Below are 16,906 nucleotides of genomic sequence, written 5' to 3'. Positions count from 1 at the left end.
CGGCACGGGGCCGCCCCCTGTGTGATGCATCCGGAGATACGGAAACCTGGACGATGCGGCTCGACGGCTCCTCTCACCGCGCCTGGCCCGACAACAGCGTCGTCGGACGGCTCACCGAACCGCAGCGTGGTGACCTGCTCTCCCTCGGCGTGCGGCGCGAGTTCGCCGCCGGGCAGGTCCTGCTGCGCCAGGGGGAGCACAGCACGCACGTATTCGTCCTGGTGGCCGGGCACGTCAAGGTCCTCAGCGAGTCCGACAGCGGACGCACCATCCTGCTGTCGGTGCGCTCCCGGGGCGATCTGGTCGGCGAGCTCGCCGGGATGGACTCGAGCCCGCGGATGGCCCGGGTGGTGGCGATCGGCGCCATCGCGACCCGCGTCATGGCCTTCGCCGAGTTCGAGGCCTTCCTGGAACGCCACCCGGCGGCGGGCCGGACGGTCAACGGATCGATCGCGGCCAAGCTCCGCTCGGCCACCGACAAGATCGTGGACTTCAGCAGCCAGGAGGTCCCGGTCCGGCTGGCCCGCGCCCTGCTGCGTATCCTCGCCGACCACGGGCGCCCCGCCGAGGACGGCGTCTCCATCGGCATCCCGCTGACCCAGCCCGAACTCGCCGCGATCGTCGCCGCCTCCGAGCCCGCCGTCCACAAGGCCCTGGCCGAGCTGCGGAAGCACGAGGTGATCAGCGTCGGTTACCGCAGTTACGTGGTGCGCGACCCGGAACGGCTGCGCCGGTTCGCCGAACTCCCCGAAAGCCCGTAGCAGTACGGGATCTCGACCACCGATCCGCGTCACCGTGGAACCCGGCCCCTCGCCCGGCGCCCCTTCCCACGAAGACGTCCCCCTCCTCACCGCGAGAAAGGTGTCCGAATGGACTACCCCACCCCGGCCATCCGCCGCATGTGCCTGGCCGTGGACGCCGAAGCGTACGGCGACCGAGACCGCCGAGCCCAGAGCGAGATCCAGCACTGGCTGGTCAGGATCATGGACCTGGTCTGCGAGAACGCCAACCTGGACCGTTCCTGCTGGGACGTCCAGCCCCAGGGGGACGGTGAACTCGCGCTCCTGCAGCCGGGCATCGAGGAGGCCCGGGTGATCGCCTACTTCACGCACGAGCTCGCCATGGCGCTCTACCACCACAACGCCGACCTCAGGGAGGAGTCCCGACTCCGTCTGCGGGTCGCGTTCGACCAGGGCAACGTCTCCCTCGGCGCCAACGGCTACGCGGGCGCGGCGGTGGTCTCGGTCTGCCGGCTCCGCGACTCCGCCGCCGCCAAGCGGGCCCTGCGCGACAACCCCGAGGTCGACTTCGTCCTGACCGTCTCGGACTCCATCTACACCGACGTCGTCGACCAGGGCGACTACGACCTGTACAGCAGGGAGTTCACCCCCGTCGAGGTCAGCGACGAGGACAAGCGCTTCCGCACCCGCGCCTGGGTGCACGTGCCGACCGCGCACCCGCGGGTCCAGGCCGCCGCTCCCTACCAGGACTTCTCCCCCGACCAGATGCGCTGGTGGCCGCCCCGGGTCGCCAACACCGGACCGCAGGCCCACGTGCACTACAACTACGGGACCGTGACCGTGAACGGAGTCGGCGGCCCCGCCGCCGACCTGTAGCGGGGCACCGGCCGCCCCGAGCGGCCGGTGCCCTCCGCCGGCTCCCCACGGGCAGGTGCGGGACCGGCGGAACCGGGGTGGCGCGGGAGCAGGGACGGATACCGCGCCATCCCGGAACACGACGCCGACCGCGACGCGGTCCACCGCCTCAGAACAGGACCGACATCACCTCGCCGGTCTCGCGGAAGCCCACCTTCCGGTAGGCGGCGCGGGCCGGGGTGTTGAAGTCGTTGACGTAGAGGGTGACCGTGGGCGCGATGTCGGCGAGCGCGGCCCGCACCACGGCGGCCATCCCGGACACCGAGTGGCCGCGGCCGCGCAGCTCGGGGTGCACCCAGACGCCCTGCACCTGGCAGGCCTGCGGGGTGACCGCCCCGATCTCGGCCTTGAACACCACCCGGCCGTCCTCGATCCGGGCGAACGCGCGGCCGGTCCGGACCAGCTCCTCCACCCGGGCCCGGTACAGCGCGCCGCCGTCGCCCGAGTCCGGCGGCACCCCGACCTCCTCGGTGAACATGGCCACGCACGCCGGGATCAGGATGCCCAATTCGCTCACGCGCACCCGGCGCACCAGCGGGTCCGGGGCCGCCTCGGGCGCCCCGGACATCGCCATGACGGGCTGGCTGGCCCGGATCACCCTGGCCGGCCCCCAGTACGGGCCGAGTCTGCGCCACAGGTCGGTGACGGCCGGGACCGGCCCCACGATGGAGGAGCAGCGGCGCCCCCGCCAGCGGGCGTGCCCCGCGAAGTGCCTGACGGCGTCGGGATCGGCGTTGACCGGCACCAGGTTCGCGCCCGCGTAGCACAGCGCGGTGACGGAGCCCCGCTCGACGTAGCCCCACAGCTCCGCGCCGAGCCGCCCGGCTTCCAGCCCGGCGGCGCGCAGCCGGGAGGCGACGAAGACGTTTCCCACCGGGTCCTGGTCGAGGATGGCGTCCACCTGGGCGCGGTCCCGTTCACCGAGAACGCGCACCGGCGAGGTCCGGAGCACCCGCATCACCTCACCTGGAAACGTCCGCTGCGGACGGGAGAAACCGCCGCCCTACGGGCAATCGTAACCATCCGCACAGGGTAGTCCGCCGCCATCCGCGGTCACGATCCGAGGCGCTGGCCGGGGCCGGGCGCGGCGTGCCCCGCCGGCCGGTGCGGCCCGGGTTCGGGCAGCGGCGCGCAGGTCAGGTCCGCGCCCTCGCCGCCGCCCGCCTCGGGGAGCGTCCCGTCGCGCAGGTAGTCGGCGAGCGCGCGGTCCACGCACGCGTTGCCGTTGAGCGAGACGCCGTGGCTGACCCCGCCGTCCTCGACGACGAGCCGGGCCGTGGGGAAGCGCTCGCGCATCGCGTGGGCGCCCGCGATCGGGGTGGGGCCGTCCTCGGTCGCGTGGATGATCAGCGCGTCCTCCACCTCCGAGCCGTCCACCTGGAACCAGGGGCGGTCGCCGCCCGGCCAGAACATGCACGGAGCGTTGTACCAGATGTTGTTCCAGGCTGCGAAGGGCGCCTCGGTGTGCGTCTTGGCCCCGTCCTCCCGCCAGGTCCCGTAGTCCCGGGGCCACGGCGCGTCCGTGCACTCCGTGGCCAGGTAGGCGCCGAAGCCGGGATCGCTGTCGGCGTTCTCGCCGAGCCTCTCGTACGCGGTCTCCAGCATCCCGGAGTCGCCCGCCACGACGTGGGCGGACAGGGCGCGGGCGAGCACCGGCCAGTAGGCGCTGGTGTAGGCGGCGGACAGGAAGACGCTCTCGAACTCGGTGGGGCCGACGACGCCCGCCACCGGTTCGTCCGCCAGGGCCGCGCGGGCGGCGTAGTAGTTCGCGGCGACCTCGTCCCGGGTCGCGCCCAGGCCGTACTCGCCGTCGTGGCGGGCGGTCCAGCCGAAGAAGTTCCGCGCGGCCGCGTCCAGCGTCCGGCTCTGCGCGAGGTTGGCGCGGTACCAGGGGGTGTCCGGGTTGACCACGCTGTCGAGCACCAGCCTGCGCACCCGGTCCGGGTGGAGGGTGGCGTACACGGCCCCCAGGTAGGTGCCGTAGGAGTAGCCGAGGTAGTCGATCCGGTCCACGTCCAGGGCGCGCCGGATGTCCTCCACGTCGCGCGCGCTGTCCACGGTGGTGACGTGGTCCAGCAGCGGGCCGTTGCGCTCCCCGCAGGCCCTGGCGTAGTCGGCGGCCCGCCCCAGCAGCGCCTCCTCGGCCGCGGCGTCCGCGGGCACCGAGTCGGGCCGGACCGGGTCGAAGTAACCGGGGTCGCACGCGATGGCGGGGACCGAGGCCCCGGTGCCGCGCGGGTCGAAGCCCACCACGTCGTAGGAGTCGCGCAGGTCGTCGGGGAGTCCGGCGGCGACGACGGCCGCCAGCTCCCGCCCGGGGCTGCCCGGTCCTCCCGGGTTCACCAGCAGGGTGCCCTGACGCTCCCGCCGGGCGGGGACCCTGGACAGCGCGATGGTCACCGTCCCGGCGCGGTGCCCGCGCACGCCGCGCGCCATCGGGACCTCCAGCGCGGCGCACTCGGCCGCCGCGCCCTCGACCGGCCGCAGGTCGGGGCAGTCCCCCCACGCGGGCCCCGCGTCCGCCGCCACCGGCACCGCGGCCCCCGACACCGCCAGGACCCCTGCCGCGACCACTCCGAACACCCCGACCGCACCGCGCCGCATCCGGCCCGCCTCTCCCCCGAAGATCATCCAGACGCATTCTCACCGAGAGGAGCGATCACGGTGCGAAACGACACGATCTCTCCGCGCACCGCTTCGGGAGCGCCTTCTCCGGAAGAGCCCTCCGCATGGGATCCGGGGGTTTTCGGCGCGGGGTGTTCCGGCGTCGGGAATTCGCCGACCGGATCGTCGAGGTGTTCCCGTGCCCGGCGCGGCAACGAGGCGGCGACGAGCCGAGGACCCGGTCCGTGCGGGAGGATCCGGTTCACGGTCTCCACAGGGGCCCTGTCCGGTGATCTTGACGTTGTCGTTCCAAAAACCGCGGTTTTCAGAACGACAACGTCAAGACCACCGACGAGTCTCTCGTGAAACGGACATCGTGGGCGCGGCCTCGGCCCGCACCCGCCGTTGACGCGACCGGGGGCGGGCGCGTGGCGCGCCCGCCCCCGGCGGTGTGTCCTTCCCGGCGGTCAGCCCGCGACGCCCACCGTGGGCTCGCCGGACTCCACGCCCGCCTCGCGCATGTCCTCGGCGATGCGCATGGCCTCCTCGATGAGGGTCTCCACGATCTTGGACTCCGGCACGGTCTTGATGACCTCGCCCTTGACGAAGATCTGGCCCTTGCCGTTGCCCGAGGCGACGCCGAGGTCGGCCTCGCGGGCCTCGCCGGGACCGTTCACGACGCAGCCCATGACCGCCACCCGCAGCGGCACGTCCATGCCCTCCAGGCCCGCGGTGACCTCCTCGGCGAGGGTGTAGACGTCGACCTGGGCGCGGCCGCAGCTGGGGCAGGAGACGATCTCCAGGCCGCGCTCGCGCAGGCCCAGGGACTCCAGGATCTGGTTGCCGACCTTGATCTCCTCGGCGGGCGGGGCCGACAGCGAGACGCGGATGGTGTCGCCGATCCCCTCGGCGAGCAGCGCGCCGAAGGCGACCGCGGACTTGATGGTCCCCTGGAAGGCCGGGCCCGCCTCGGTGACGCCCAGGTGCAGCGGGTAGTCGCACTGCTCGGCCAGCAGCCGGTAGGCGTTGATCATCACCACCGGGTCGTTGTGCTTGACCGAGATCTTGATGTCCCGGAAGCCGTGCTCCTCGAACAGCGAGCACTCCCACAGCGCCGACTCCACCAGCGCCTCGGGGGTGGCCTTGCCGTACTTGGCCAGCAGCCGCTTGTCGAGCGAGCCCGCGTTGACGCCGATCCGGATCGGCACCCCCGCCTCGGTGGCGGCCTTGGCGATCTCGCCGACCTTGTCGTCGAACTTCTTGATATTGCCCGGGTTCACCCGCACCGCCGCGCAGCCCGCGTCGATCGCGGCGAACACGTACTTGGGCTGGAAGTGGATGTCGGCGATCACCGGGATCTGCGACTTCCTGGCGATGATCGGCAGCGCCGCGGCGTCGTCGGCGCTGGGCACCGCCACCCGCACGATCTGGCAGCCCGACGCGGTCAGCTCCGCGATCTGCTGGAGCGTGGCGTTGATGTCGGAGGTCAACGTGGTGGTCATGGACTGGACCGACACCGGGGCGTCCCCGCCGACGGGCACGCTGCCGACCATGATCTGCCGCGACTTGCGCCGTGGCGCCAACGGCCGCGGGGGTGCGACGGGCATTCCGAGATCGACGGACACGCGATTTTCACCTCGCCGGCCGTCGGGGTCGCCGACGGCGTTGCTCGACATTCATGGGTATCGGAAGCGACGCCGGGCAGCAGCGCCGCGACACGGAACGGGGACGAGGAGTCCGCGCCGTTCCCTGGCCTTCACAGGCTACCCGCCCCGGCCACCGGTTCCCTACGCGGAACCGGGTCCGCCGTCCGGCGGGCCCGGGCCGTGCGGACCGTGTTCACCCCGGCGTCACCGCTTCGCGGTGGACGCGGTCCGGGGTCACTGCACCAGGCGGACCGGGTTGAAGATGTCCGCGACCAGCAGCATCAGGCTGAAGCCCAGGAAGCAGGCGACCATGACGTAGGCCACCGGCATGAGCTGCGCCACGTCGAAGGGGCCGGGGTCGGGGCGCTTGAAGACCTTGGCCGTGTTCCTGCGGACGGCCTCCCAGAGCGCGCCCGCGATGTGCCCGCCGTCCAGGGGGAGGATCGGCAGCATGTTGAAGGCGAACAGGAAGAGGTTGATCCCGGCCAGCAGGTTGATCACCATCGCGGCGCGGTCCAGCGCGGGCGCGGGCAGGGCGAGGATCTCGCCGCTGATCCTGGAGGCCCCCACGACCCCGACGGGCGAGTCGGGCGCCCGCTCGGCGCCCAGGAAGGCCGCGCCGAAGACGTCGGGGATCTTGGCCGGGAGCGTGACGATGGCCTCGCCGACGGAGAGCATGGTGTCGCCGAAGAAGACCGCGGTCTCGCCCGCGCCGAGCGTCTGGCGCTGGTCCTGGGGCACGAACCCGACGAAGCCCGCGGTGACCGTCTCGGGGATCTGGCGGCCCTCGTCGTCCAGGAGCGGGTCGCCGTCGGCGTCGGTCCGGACCACGGGGTTGCCGTCGTCGTCCTGCTTGACCACCTGGTTCTCGATGAACTCGGTGGTGAGCGTCAGCTCCCGCCCGTCCCGGACGACGTCGATGGTGCCGGGGCCGACGTTGGCGCGGATCGCGGCCTGCACGGACTGCCAGTCGGGGGTGGAGACGCCGTTGATCGCGGTGATCTCGTCCCCCACCTCGAGGCCCGCCCGCGCGGCCGGGGAGGGCTCGGCGTCGGCGGGGCAGCTGTCGCCGGCGCTGGCGGCGGGCACCACGCACGCGTGCACCGAGCCGACGGTCGTGGTGGGCTGGTAGATGCCGATGCCCATCAGCAGGACGACGAACAGGACGAGGGCCAGGACCAGGTTCATGAACGGTCCCGCGAACATCACGATCAGCCGCTTCCAGGGCGCGCGCTGGTAGAACTGCCGGTCCTCGTCCCCGGGCTCCAGCTCCACGAAGGACGCCTCGCGGGCGTCCTCGATCATCGTCCGCCACCGCGACATCGGGCGGCCGGTGTCCGGTCTCGGCCTGGCCGGCGGGATCATCCCCACCATGCGCACGTACCCGCCCAGGGGCACCGCCTTGACGCCGTACTCGGTGTCGCCCCGTTTGGTGGACCACAGCGTCTTGCCGAAGCCCACCATGTACTGGGTGCAGCGGATGCCGAACATCTTCGCCGTCGCCAGGTGGCCGAGCTCGTGCCAGGCGATCGACAGCAGAAGGCCCAGGACCATGATGACGATCCCGAGTGTGGTCATCAACGCGACCATGTGCGTTCTCCTCAACCCTGTCGGGAGATGAGCTCCCCGGCCCGGACCCGGGCCCATTCGTCGGCCGCGTAGACGTCGGCGAGCGCCAGGTCGGTCCCCCGGTCCGCGTCCTGATGCTCAGAGACTACCCGCGCCACCGTGTCGATGATCGAAGGAAAGGCCAGGCGCCCGTTCAGGAAGGCGTCGACGGCCTCCTCGTTGGCGGCGTTGTACACGGCCGGGGCCGTGCCGCCCGCCGCGCCGACCTCGCAGGCCAGCTCCACGGCGGGGAACGCCTTGTGGTCCAGCGGCTCGAACGTCCAGCTCTGGGCCCGGGTCCAGTCGATCGCCGGAGCGGCTCCGGCGACCCGGTCGGGCCACGCGATGCCGTTGGCGATCGGGATGCGCATGCTGGGAGGGCTCGCCTGGGCGAGGGTGGAGCCGTCCACGAACTCCACCATCGAGTGCACGACCGACTGCGGGTGCACCACGACCTCGATCCGGTCGAAGGGGATGTCGAAGAGCAGGTGCGCCTCGATGACCTCGAGCCCCTTGTTGACCAGGGTCGCGGAGTTGACGGTGATGACCGGGCCCATGCTCCAGGTGGGGTGCGCGAGCGCCTGCTCCGGGGTGACGTCGGCGAGCCCGGCGGCGGAGCGGCCCCGGAACGGGCCGCCGCTGGCGGTGATGACGAGGCGGCGCACCTCCTGGCGGCGGGCCGCGACCCCGCCCTGGGCCAGGCTGGCGAGTTCGTCCTCGGGCACCCGGGGGAAGCACTGGGCGAGCGCGAAGTGCTCGGAGTCCACCGGCACGATCTGGCCGGGCGCGGCGAGGGCGCGGACCAGCGGGCCGCCCACGATCAGCGACTCCTTGTTGGCCAGCGCCAGACGTCGTCCGGCGCGCAGCGCGGCGAGCGTGGACTCCAGGCCCAGCGCCCCGGTGATGCCGTTGAGGACGACGTCACACTCCGCGGCGGCGAGTTCGGCGACGCCTTCGGGACCGGCCAGCACCTCGGCCGCGCTGCCGCGCGCGGCGAGGCGCTCGCGCAGTTCGACCGCCCTGGCGCGGTCCGCGACCGCCACGGTCCGCGCGCCGAGCGCGCACGCCTGCTCGACCAGCAGGTCCAGTCGGCCGCCTCCGGCCGCCAGCCCCACCACGTCGAAGCGGCCGGGCGCGCCCTCGACCACCTCGATGGCCTGGGTTCCGATCGATCCGGTGGAACCGAGGATCACGACCCGGCGCGGGGGGCCGGAGAGCTGGGAGGACACCGGAGCAGACACCTCGTTGGACTGGTATGCGATGGTCACGCCCCCATTGTGGCGCAGCACCCGGTCCTTCGGGGGCGCACCCGCCGGGAACGGCGGACCGGTGGGCGGCGGTGTGACGCGCTCCACTGATGTCCGTCGTGCGAGGGTTTCGTCGGCGGTCTTGGGCTTTCTGCCCGTTTCGGGGCCTGGAAGGGCGGAAAGCCCGTGATCATTCCGAGCGGGGGCGGGACCGGTCGGCGCGGTGCTGCCGGCCGCCACGCCGAGGGCCGCGGTGAGCGGCTACGACTTCGTCCGCTGCGTGCTGCTGGACCCGGTGCGGGGCGCGGGCGCGGGGATCGCCTGCCATGTGGCGCTCTGGCAGGCCGTTCGGCTCCTCGGGGTCCTCCCCGGGAACGGGCGCCTTCCCCCCTCGAAGCAAGATACAAACTCACCGTAATTAAATGAACACGTATCGTGTGGCATGATCCGTGGCATGACTGCGTCCATCGCCCAAGCGATCCTGGGCTCCCTCGCCGGGCTCACCATCGCCACGGTCGGCGTCCCCGCCGACACCGCCCTGACCGCGCCCGCCCCCGAGTCCGGGCTCACGGCCGCGGCGCCCCTGTCCCAGGCCTCGCTCCCGCGGCCCGAAGCCCCCGACGGACCGGACGGAGTGGACGGAGCGGACGGAGCGGACGGAGCGGCGCACCGGCCGGCGGCGGAGGAGCCCGCCGGACAGTCCGGCACGCTGGACTACTGGACCCCCGAGCGCATGGCCTCGGCCGTCCCCAGGGGAAGCCTGCTCGGCGGGGTGGTCGACGCGCTCCCGCCGCTCCCGCCGCTGTCCGGGGCCTCCCCCGAGACCCAGGGCGCGCCCGTCCCGACCAGCACGGGCCGGCGCTGGACGGGCGGCGGCCGGGTCGTGGCGACCACCGGCCGGGTTTTCCTGCGCATGGACGGCGGGGACTACACCTGCTCGGCCTCGGTCGTCGACGCCGAGAACAGGGACACCGTGCTCACCGCGGGCCACTGCCTCAAAGACGGCCGGGGCTCCTGGGCCGACAACTGGATGTTCGTGCCGGGGTACGACAACGGTGTCGAGCCGTACGGCCGCTACCCCGCCCGCAAACTGGTCGTCTCGCCCCGGTGGTCCAGGGGGGCCGACGACAGCTACGACTTCGGGTTCGCCGTGCTCGACACCGACCGGTCCGGCGGGCACGTCGCGGACCGGACCGGCACGCAGCGGATCGTGTTCAGCGACCGCGTGGCCGACCGGGTGTACTCCTTCGGCTACCCGTCCGTCTCCCCGTACAGGGGCCGCCACCTGCACTACTGCTCGGGCCCGACCACCCCTGACCGCAACGGCACCGCGGGGGCGGGCATGCGCTGCGAGATGACGCAGGGCTCCAGCGGCGGCCCCTGGTTCGCCGACTTCGACGCCGGCGCCGGAACCGGGACGATCACCTCGGTCGTCAGCTTCAAGTACGCCAACGACCCCGACGTCCAGTACGGCCCCCGCCTGGGCGCCGAGGCCAACCGCGTCTACGACACCGCGCAAGCCCTCTGACGCCCTTGTCCGCCCGGCGGGGACGCGGGCCCGCCGCCCGCGTCCCCGCCCCCGGGACTCGGCCGAAGAGGTCCCGGCGGTCGTCCCGCGCAGCGCTCCTCCCGCGCCCACGGCTTCCACCAGCGCCTCCACGGCGGGGTGACCTACGGCACACCGCCTCGGCGCCACCGGGAAGGCACTCCGTGCGGACTTTCGGCCCGGAACCGGGTAGGTTGCCGTCGCCGACCCCCCGACCCGAAGGAGTCCGAGGCCGACATGCCGACCCGACAGGGAGACCGACGCCCGAAATCGTCACTGACCGTCACGACACCGTCGCTCCTGGCCGCCGCGCTCGTTGCCGGGCTGCTGGGGGCCGCCCCCGCCTCCGCCGACACCGACGGCCTCGCCGACCTGCGCGCCGACCTGGACGCGCTGCTGGCCGACCCCTCACTCGCGGGGGGCACCTCGGGGGTGGTCGTACGCAGTCTCGACAACGGCGAGGTGCTCTACCGGAACGAGCCGGACGCCTCGCTCCTGCCCGCTTCCAACAACAAGCTGTTGACCACGGCGGCCGCGCTGGACGTGCTGGGGACCGACCACCGTTTCAGCACCCGGGTGGTGGCCGCCTCCCGCCCCCGCCACGGCACTCTCCGCGGCGACCTGCACCTGGTCGGCACCGGCGACCCGTCGCTGACCGTCGAGGTCTTCGACCGGCTCGCCGCGGACGTCGCCGCGGCCGGGGTCACCACGGTCACCGGGGACCTGGTCGCCGACGACAGCTGGTTCGACGACCAGCGGCTGCCGTCCGACTGGGAAGAGGGCGACCTGCAGTACTACTACGCGCCGCAGATCTCGGCGCTGACCCCGGCCGCCAACGCGGACCTGGACACCGGCGTGGTCGCCGTGCGGATCACCCCGGGCGAGAGCGCCGGAGACCCGGTGACGACGGCCCTGGAACCCGCCACGGACTATGTGAGCGTCGACAACCGGGCGACCACCGGCGACCCCTGGAGCGTCGGCGTCGACCGCGCCCTCGGCGGCAACACGATCACGGTGACGGGCGCCATGCCGCCCGGCGACCAGGGCTTCACCACCATGCGCACCGTGCACGAGCCCACCGGGTACGCCGCCGACCTGTTCGCGCGGGCGCTCGCCGACCACGGGGTGGAGGTCCGCGGCGACGCGGTCCGCGGCGAGGCCCCCGGCGACGCGGTCGCGGTGGCCCGGCACGACTCCGCCGAACTGGGCGAGCTGCTGGTCCCCCTCCTGAAGCTGAGCAACAACGGGCACGCCGAGATCCTGGTCAAGGCGATCGACCGCGAGACCGGCGGCGACGGAGGCTGGGAGGACGGCCTGTCCGAGGTCGAACTCGCGCTCACCCGGATCGGCCTGGACACGTCCGACCTGGAGCTGACCGACGGGTCGGGGCTCTCCCGCGGCAACCGGCTGTCCGCGGGGCTGCTGGCGGACCTGCTGGAGGAGGCCCCCGACGAACCGTGGTTCGCGGCGTGGTCCGCGGCCCTGCCGGTCGCCGGGGTCGACGGCAGGCTGGAGGGCGGCACCCTGGAGAACCGGATGCGCGGCACCTCGGCCGAGGGCAACGTGCGCGCCAAGACCGGCACGCTGACGGCCGCCAGCGCCCTGTCCGGCTACGTCACCGGCGCCGACGGCGAGTCGCTCCTGTTCTCCGTCGTCAACAACGGCTACACGGGGGCCGCGCCGCGCCCGGTCCAGGACGCCATCGCGGTGCGCCTCGCCGACTTCTCCCGGACCGCCCCCACCAGCGACGCCACCGCCGGCGCCGTCCCTCGGCAGCGCCTGCTGTCCGACCCGGCCGCCGACCACCTCGAGTGCTCCTGGGTCGAGGCCTGCTGACCCCGCGCCCAGGACCGGGCAGCGCCACCCGTCCGCAGTCGCCGTGGACGGGTGGCGCGTCCGCCTCCGGTCGGCCGCAGTTGGACGGGGAGCGCTTCCGCGAAGCGCGCCCCGGGTCAGTGCGCCGGAGGGGTCCGGAAGGCGGCCCCGCGCCACCGGAGCGGTCGGGGAGGTCAGGCGCCGCGCCACGCGGATCGCGGGGTCACGGCGGGCGGCGGGTACGGGTCGGGGCCGCGCCCACGATGACCGTTCCGCGTGGTTCCTGTCCGGTGATCTAGACCTTTCCGGGGCCTCAACCGTCTCTGAGACCCCGAAAAGGTCAAGATCAGCGAGAAGAACACCGTGAAGCGGGAACGCGAAAGGCCCCGCGGAGTGATCCGCGGGGCCCTGGACACGCGGTGTGATCCGCGGTCGAAGCTCTGCTAGAGCGGGAAGACGTTCTCCGCCTGCGGGCCCTTCTGCCCGGCGACGACGTCGAACTCCACGCGCTGGTTCTCCTCCAGGTTACGGAAGCCCGAACCGGAGATCGCGCTGTAGTGCACGAACGCGTCGGGGCCGCCGTCATCCGGGGCGATGAAGCCGAAGCCCTTTTCACCGTTGAACCACTTCACGGTTCCCTGAGCCATGTTCTCTCCTTATATCGGCTCTACTCGGACACTTACTAACGGTGCCCGAAGTTGTCGCGAGCCGTCTTCGAAAAGAGAAAACGCCCGCCGGCCAACAACTCCGCGGGCGATCAGGAACCATCAACTGCGAAATCAAAGACTAACAACTGAGTAAGAACCTACCAGACCCTCCTCCCACCCTGTCCAGCATCCGAAGGGTGACCCTCGCCACAGGCCGGCGGGGCGCGCGGCGCGCCCCGCCGGGACCGGGATCAGCGCCGGACGAAGCGCATGCCCTCGGGGGCGTAGCGCTCGCCCGCCGCGGCCCCGCTCGGCGCGACCTCGTCGATGGCCTTGAGGTCTCCCGGGGTGAGCACGATCGACGACGCCTGGGCGTTCTCCTCCACGTACCGGACGCGCTTGGTGCCCGGGATCGCCACGACGTCCTCGCCCTGGGCCAGGACCCAGGCCAGCGCGAGCTGGCCGGGCGTGGCGTTCTTGACCGCGGCCAGCTCGCGCACCCGGTCCACCACGTCCAGGTTCCTGGCGAAGTTCTCCCCCTGGAAGCGCGGGAGGAGGTGCCGCCGGTCGTCGGCGGGCAGGTCCTCGGGCGTGCGGATGGCGCCGGACAGGAAGCCCCGGCCCAGCGGGCTGTACGCGACGAAGCCGATACCGAGTTCGCGGGTGGTGGCCAGCACCCCGTCGTCCTCGACCTCCCGGGTGAACAGCGAGTACTCGGTCTGCAGGGCGGTGACCGGGTGGACGGCGTGCGCCCGGCGGATGGTCTCGGGCGCGGCCTCGGAGATGCCGAGGTATCCGACCTTGCCCGCGGTGACCGCCTCCTGGAGCGCACCCCAGGTCTCCTCCACCGGCACGTCCGGGTCGACGCGGTGCTGGTAGTAGAGGTCGATGTGGTCCACGCCGAGCCTGCGCAGCGACCCGTCCAGGGCCCGGCGCAGGTAGTCGGGCCGCCCGTTGACCCGTCCGGTCAGTCTGCCGTCGGGGTCCACCTCGTTGCCGAACTTGGAGGCGATCACGACGCCGTCCCGGCGGCCCTTGAGCGCCTCGCCCAGCAGCTCCTCGTTGCTCCACGGCCCGTACATGTCCGCGGTGTCGAAGAAGTCGACGCCGAGGTCCAGCGCCCGGTGCACCGTGCGGATCGACTCCGCGTCGTCCTGCCCCCCGTAGGCGAAGGTCATCCCCATGCAGCCGAGCCCCTGCTCGGAAACCGTCAGTCCCTGCGTCCCCAGAGCCCGCTTGCGCATGCCGCCTCCCCGTTCCCGTCCGCGATGGGCGCGTCCCGCCCCCGCCACACCTCCCCGTACCCGTCGCACGCCAAACCAGGCGTCCCGGGAACCTCCCGCTCGGGGCGCCGGGCCCGGGGGACGGGGTCCTCGGGCCGCCTACCCTGGAGCTGTTATGGACAGCGGCATCACACCCCAGGTTCTCCCCCCGACCCGCGTCGTGCTCGCCGAGGAGGAGTGGCGCGAGCGTGCCGAGCGGCACGCGGCGCGGGCCGAGGAGTTCGTGCGCAGCGCCGGACGCGCGTCCGCCCGGCCGGTGGAGGGCTTCCTCTTCACCTACTACAGCCACCGCCCGGCCCAGCTGCGCCGCTGGCACCCCGGGCCGGGCGTGGTGCTGCTGGGCGGGTCCGCCCGCGCGGGGTTCGGGCGCTGGTACCGCGAGACCACCGCCGCCGACTCCTCGGGCACGCCGGTTCCCGGCGTGGAGCTCGACGTCCCCGCTTTCCGCGCCGCCCGGGACCGGGCGCTGGGCTTCGTCGGGGACCTGCTCTCCGCGGTCCGGGACCGCCCCGCGAACTTCGGCTGCTTCGGCCTGCACGAGTGGGCGATGGCCTACCGGCTCCCCGCCGGGGAGCTCCGGCACTCCTCGCTCCCCCTGCGTCTCGGCGCCGAGGGCACCGACCGGGTGGTCGAGTCGCACCGCATCCGCTGCTCGCACTTCGACGCGTTCCGCTTCTTCACCCCGGAGGCGCGCCCGCTCAACCAGCTCCAACCGACCCGCGAGAGCCAGGTCGCGCTCGACCAGCCGGGCTGCCTGCACGCCACCATGGACTGCTACAAGTGGGCCTACAAGCTCTCCCCGGCCACGCCGGGCGAGTTGCTGCTGGACTGCCTGGAGCTGTCGCGGGACGTGCGCGAACTCGACATGCGCGCCTCCCCCTACGACCTCGCGGACCACGGCTACCCTCCGGTCCGCATCGAGACCCCCGAGGGCAAGGCCGAGTACACCGCCGCCCAGCGGGCCTTCAGCGAACGCGGCCAGGTGCTGCGCGGCCGGCTGCTGGCCGTGGTCCGCGCGCTGGCCGCCGAGGACCGGTAACCCCCGGTTCCGCGGCCGGGGCGCGGTTCCGGGGCGACGGGCCCCGGAGTGTGACGCGTTCCACAGCGGACTATTGACACCATCGAAAGCACTCCGTAACATTGTTCTTACGGAAAGCGCTTTCCTATCCTGCGACGGGCTCGGGAAAACGGCATCCGCCGTGCGCGGTGCGACGGCACCTCGATGGATACCGCCCCGCCAGCCCCGGCTACCCGGTTCCCCGGCCCCCACGGGGAACCGTCCCCCACCGTCCCGATCCCCCTCGGCCGGACAGCGGTCCTCCGTCGGGGGCGTCGGGATTCGCGAAGGAGGTATTTCCCCATGCGACTCCGAGCGGCAGCATCCCCGGTCAGACGGGTCCCCGAACGATGGCGCCTGCTGGCGGCGATCACCGCGGCGCTGGCCATGGCCCTGGCCACCGTCGCCGCGGTGGCGCAGCCCGCCGCCGCGGCGACGATCGACACCAACGCCTACTACGTGCTGGTGAACCGGCACAGCGGCAAGGCGATGGACGTGTGGGAGTGGTCCACCGAGAACGGCGGGGAGATCCGCCAGTTCGCCGACCTCGGCGGCCACAACCAGCAGTTCCGGTTCGTGCCCTCCGGCGACGGCTACTACTCGCTGGTCAACCGGCACAGCGGCAAGGCCGTGGACGTGTGGGAGCACTCCACCGCCGACGGCGCCGAGATCCGCCAGTACGACCCGCTGGGCAACCCCAACCAGCAGTTCCGGGTCGTGGACTCCGCCGACGGCGACGTCCGGCTCCTCAACCGCAACAGCGGCAAGGCCCTGGAGGTGTGGGAGTGGTCCACCGCCGACGGCGCCCGCCTCTCCCAGTACACCGACGCCGACGGCGCCAACCAGCGCTGGCGCCTGACCAAGGTCACCGACGACGGGGGCGGCTCCTCGGACGGCCTGACCGGCTGGGCCACCCAGAACGGCGGCACCACCGGCGGCCAGGGCGGCTCCACCACCACGGTCACCAGCGCCTCCGCGCTCACCTCGGCCATTCAGGGAGACAACGCCGCGGTCGTCCGGGTCAGCGGGACCATCAACCTGTCGGGGATGAACCGGGTGGGTTCGAACAAGACCATCATCGGCGTGGGCTCCAACGCGGCGATCACCGGCGGCGGCCTCAACCTGAACGGCTCCCACAACGTCGTCATCCGCAACATCGCCTTCAGCGGATGGGACGACGACGCGATCAACATCCAGGAGAGCAGCACCAACGTCTGGGTCGACCACAACAGCTTCACCGACGGCTACGACGGCGCCGTGGACGTCAAGCGCGAGTCCGACTTCGTCACCGTCTCGTGGAACCACTTCTTCGACCACGGCAAGTCCATGCTGCTGGGCCACTCCGACAGCCACGACGAAGACGAGGGCCACCTGCGGGTGACCTACCACCACAACTTCTTCGACGGCAGCGACACCCGCCACCCCCGCGTGCGCTTCGGCAACCCCGTGCACGTCTACAACAACTACTACCGCGACAACGAGTACGGAGTCGCCTCCACCATGGGCGGCGGCGTCCTGGTCGAGGGCAACTACTTCGAGAACGTCGAGGACCCCACCCTCGTGGGCTACGCCTCCTCCGACGACGGCGCCATCGTCCAGCGCGGCAACGCCTTCACCGGCTCGGGCACCCCCGAGAGCGGCGGCGGCACCGTCGACCCCATCCCCTACAGCTACTCGCTCGACAGCGCGGGCAGCGTCCCCGGCATCGTCTCCAACGGCGCGGGCCCCGGCAACATCTGACCCGGCCCGCCACAGGAGTGAACGGGTGAAGAGGAGCCCGGCCCGTGCGGGCCGGGCT

Annotated in this window: 13 protein-coding genes; 6 read left to right on the top strand and 7 right to left on the bottom strand. The window is 72.6% G+C overall.

Features of this window, described 5'->3' with window-relative positions; genetic code table 11:
* Window positions 1-53: 53 nt before the first annotated feature.
* On the top strand, window positions 54-761 hold the full coding sequence (locus tag EV190_RS23330) for a Crp/Fnr family transcriptional regulator (protein WP_166655400.1): 708 nt from the start codon (window positions 54-56) through the stop codon (window positions 759-761).
* Window positions 762-869: 108 nt separating this feature from the next.
* Window positions 870-1,616 (top strand): hypothetical protein, encoded by a 747-nt coding sequence (locus EV190_RS07405; protein WP_133740709.1) that lies wholly within the window; start codon window positions 870-872, stop codon window positions 1,614-1,616.
* Between the two features lie 148 nt (window positions 1,617-1,764).
* Here the strand turns inward: EV190_RS07405 and EV190_RS07400 are convergent, their stop codons facing one another.
* From EV190_RS07400 to dxr, 5 genes are all read right to left on the bottom strand, one after another.
* Complete coding sequence (locus EV190_RS07400) at window positions 1,765-2,607, bottom strand: GNAT family N-acetyltransferase (protein ID WP_133740756.1); 843 nt, start codon at window positions 2,605-2,607, stop codon at window positions 1,765-1,767.
* A 101-nt stretch (window positions 2,608-2,708) separates the two neighbouring features.
* Entirely contained in the window at window positions 2,709-4,286 is a 1,578-nt protein-coding gene (locus EV190_RS07395; protein WP_243742416.1) for an alpha/beta fold hydrolase, read from the bottom strand.
* 440 nt (window positions 4,287-4,726) lie between these two features.
* Window positions 4,727-5,884 carry a flavodoxin-dependent (E)-4-hydroxy-3-methylbut-2-enyl-diphosphate synthase gene (gene ispG / locus EV190_RS07390; protein WP_133740708.1) on the bottom strand — a complete coding sequence of 386 codons (1,158 nt, stop codon included), beginning with the start codon at window positions 5,882-5,884 and terminating at the stop codon, window positions 4,727-4,729.
* Window positions 5,885-6,139: 255 nt separating this feature from the next.
* Window positions 6,140-7,495 carry a M50 family metallopeptidase gene (locus EV190_RS07385; protein ID WP_133740707.1) on the bottom strand — a complete coding sequence of 452 codons (1,356 nt, stop codon included), beginning with the start codon at window positions 7,493-7,495 and terminating at the stop codon, window positions 6,140-6,142.
* An 11-nt stretch (window positions 7,496-7,506) separates the two neighbouring features.
* Window positions 7,507-8,706 (bottom strand): 1-deoxy-D-xylulose-5-phosphate reductoisomerase, encoded by a 1,200-nt coding sequence (gene dxr, locus EV190_RS07380; protein WP_133740754.1) that lies wholly within the window; start codon window positions 8,704-8,706, stop codon window positions 7,507-7,509.
* Window positions 8,707-9,214: 508 nt separating this feature from the next.
* Between dxr and EV190_RS07375 the strand changes: the two genes are divergently transcribed.
* Both EV190_RS07375 and dacB read left to right on the top strand, forming a co-directional pair.
* A complete protein-coding gene (locus tag EV190_RS07375; protein WP_133740706.1) occupies window positions 9,215-10,288 on the top strand; it encodes a trypsin-like serine peptidase in 1,074 nt (357 codons plus the stop codon).
* Between the two features lie 255 nt (window positions 10,289-10,543).
* The gene (dacB, locus tag EV190_RS07370) at window positions 10,544-12,142 is read left to right on the top strand and encodes a D-alanyl-D-alanine carboxypeptidase/D-alanyl-D-alanine endopeptidase (RefSeq protein WP_133740705.1); all 1,599 of its coding nucleotides are present in this window, start codon (window positions 10,544-10,546) and stop codon (window positions 12,140-12,142) included.
* A 422-nt stretch (window positions 12,143-12,564) separates the two neighbouring features.
* On the opposite strand, the gene EV190_RS07365 is transcribed toward dacB, so the two are convergent.
* Together EV190_RS07365 and EV190_RS07360 are read right to left on the bottom strand one after the other, a co-directional pair.
* Entirely contained in the window at window positions 12,565-12,768 is a 204-nt protein-coding gene (locus tag EV190_RS07365; RefSeq protein ID WP_133740704.1) for a cold-shock protein, read from the bottom strand.
* Between the two features lie 251 nt (window positions 12,769-13,019).
* Window positions 13,020-14,012 carry an aldo/keto reductase gene (locus EV190_RS07360; RefSeq protein WP_133740703.1) on the bottom strand — a complete coding sequence of 331 codons (993 nt, stop codon included), beginning with the start codon at window positions 14,010-14,012 and terminating at the stop codon, window positions 13,020-13,022.
* Window positions 14,013-14,166: 154 nt separating this feature from the next.
* Here EV190_RS07360 and EV190_RS07355 point away from each other — a divergent pair, with 154 nt between their 5' ends.
* Together EV190_RS07355 and EV190_RS07350 are read left to right on the top strand one after the other, a co-directional pair.
* On the top strand, window positions 14,167-15,090 hold the full coding sequence (locus EV190_RS07355; protein WP_133740702.1) for a 3-methyladenine DNA glycosylase: 924 nt from the start codon (window positions 14,167-14,169) through the stop codon (window positions 15,088-15,090).
* Between the two features lie 321 nt (window positions 15,091-15,411).
* Window positions 15,412-16,848 (top strand): pectate lyase family protein, encoded by a 1,437-nt coding sequence (locus EV190_RS07350; RefSeq protein ID WP_243742415.1) that lies wholly within the window; start codon window positions 15,412-15,414, stop codon window positions 16,846-16,848.
* Window positions 16,849-16,906 lie beyond the last annotated feature (58 nt).

The organism is Actinorugispora endophytica, from assembly GCF_004363075.1.
Classification (GTDB): domain Bacteria; phylum Actinomycetota; class Actinomycetes; order Streptosporangiales; family Streptosporangiaceae; genus Actinorugispora; species Actinorugispora endophytica.
Note: the sequence above shows the minus strand (reverse complement) of the source record. Positions and strands in the feature narration are given on the sequence as shown.